At 70.2% G+C, this 1792-nt stretch carries 2 protein-coding genes; one reads left to right on the top strand and one right to left on the bottom strand.

Annotated elements, in window-relative coordinates; genetic code table 11:
- The first annotated feature begins 143 nt into the window (after positions 1–143).
- Entirely contained in the window at positions 144–1421 is a 1278-nt protein-coding gene (locus tag AC3XYG_RS42185; RefSeq protein ID WP_489145908.1) for an Nramp family divalent metal transporter, read from the top strand.
- 27 nt (positions 1422–1448) lie between these two features.
- On the opposite strand, the gene AC3XYG_RS42190 is transcribed toward AC3XYG_RS42185, so the two are convergent.
- Complete coding sequence (locus AC3XYG_RS42190; protein WP_489145909.1) at positions 1449–1664, bottom strand: PIN domain-containing protein; 216 nt, start codon at positions 1662–1664, stop codon at positions 1449–1451.
- Between the last annotated feature and the right edge of the window lie 128 nt (positions 1665–1792).

The following is a 1792-nucleotide window of genomic DNA, read 5'->3' on the forward strand; positions in this document are numbered from 1 at the left end:
ATCCCTTGAATATAGCCCAAGCTATATCTTTGAGAAAAGGGTGAGGCATGGCAACGCCGGATGCGGCGACGGTCCCGGGGGGGCAGATGCCCGAGGGACGCGCACCCGAGGGAACGGCACCGGCGGGTCCTGCGCTCGGCAGGATGAGCCGGCGCACGGAGCAGGCCATCCGCGACACCCTCGACGGGCGGCCGGGGGGACGCGGCCGGTTCCTGCTGTTCGTGGGCCCGGCCGTGACGGCGTCGATCGCCTACATGGATCCCGGCAACTTCGCCACCAACATCCAGGCCGGCGCCCGCTACGGCTACGGCCTGCTCTGGGTGGTGCTGCTCGCCAACATCACCGCGATGCTGTTCCAGGCGCTCTCGGCCAAGCTCGGGATCGTCACGGGCAAGAACCTCGCGGAGCATTGCCGCGACGCGACGCCGTTGCCGGTGCGGCTCGGCCTGTGGGGCATCAGCGAGGTCGCCGCCATGGCCACCGACCTGGCCGAGTTCCTGGGCGGCGCGATCGGGCTGTCGCTGCTCACCGGCATGCCGCTGATGGCCGGCATGGCGGTCACCGCGATCGTCACCTACGCGATCCTGCTGCTGGAGCAGGAGGGCTTCCGGCCGCTGGAGATCGCGATCGGCGTGATGGTCGGCACGATCGGCCTTTGCTACGCGGTCGAACTCGCCATCGCCCCGGTGGACTGGGCGGACGCCGCCAAGGGGCTCGTCACCCCGCGGATTCCCGATGCGCAGGCGCTGACCATCGCGGTCGGCATCATCGGCGCCACCGTGATGCCGCACGCCCTGTTCCTGCATTCGGGCCTGACCCAGGGGCGGGGCAGCCCCCGCGACGATTCCGACCGGCGCCTGCTGGTGCGCTTCTCGAACCGCGAGGTGGTGGTGGCGCTGCTGCTGGCGGGCCTCGTCAACATGGCAATGGTGATCATGGCGGCCGCCGCCTTCCATGCCGGCCACAGCGAGGTGGCCGAGATCGACCAGGCCTACCGCACCCTGACCCCCCTGCTCGGGCCGGCGGCGGGGGCCGCCTTCCTGGTGTCGCTGCTCGCCTCCGGGATCTCCTCCTCGGTGGTGGGCACCCTCGCCGGCCAGATGGTGATGCAGGGCTTCACCGGCTGGCACATCCCGCTCATCGTCCGCCGGCTGGTGACCATGCTGCCGGCCTTCGTCGTGGTGGCGATCGGCGTCGACCCGACCCGGGCGCTGGTCCTGTCCCAGGTGGTGCTGTCGCTCGCCCTGCCGGTGCCGATGGTGGCGCTGGTGGTGTTCACCCGCCGCCGCAGCGTGATGGGCGCCTTCGCCAACGGCCCCCTGACCCAGGTCGCCGCCATGGCCGGGGCGGCCCTGGTGCTCGGCCTCAACATGGTGCTGCTGGCCGCCGCCTTCGGGGTGCCGATCCCGGGGCTGGAATAGAGCCCTCCGGGCCCGTTACCCTTCCCGTTAAAGGGGACTGCCCGCACGCCATGGGTTGAGCAGTGTCGCGCCGGTCGCGGCGAAATCGGCGCTGTTGCGGGTGACGATCGTCAGGTCGTGAGCGAGGCCGGTCGCCGCGATCCAAGCATCGCGCTCGCTCCTGGGATCGGGAACGTGAAGATGGGCGCAACGCAGCGCGATCGCGGTATCGATCGGCAGGATGCGGCCGGCGAAGGCCGGCAAGACGCGATCCCGCAGCCAGAGCCGCAAAGCGGAGGCTTAGTGGGGATCGCGACGGTCCAGTTGAGCGATGCCGAGTTCAACCTCCATCACCGTGATGACCGACAGATGCAGGCTGACCGGATCGACGT

Source organism: Inquilinus sp. (assembly GCF_057815775.1).

Coding starts and splice junctions, on each gene's coding strand:
- AC3XYG_RS42185 (WP_489145908.1), top strand. CDS start 144: ATGAGCCGGCGCACGGAGCAGGCCATCCGCGACACCCTCGACGGGCGG.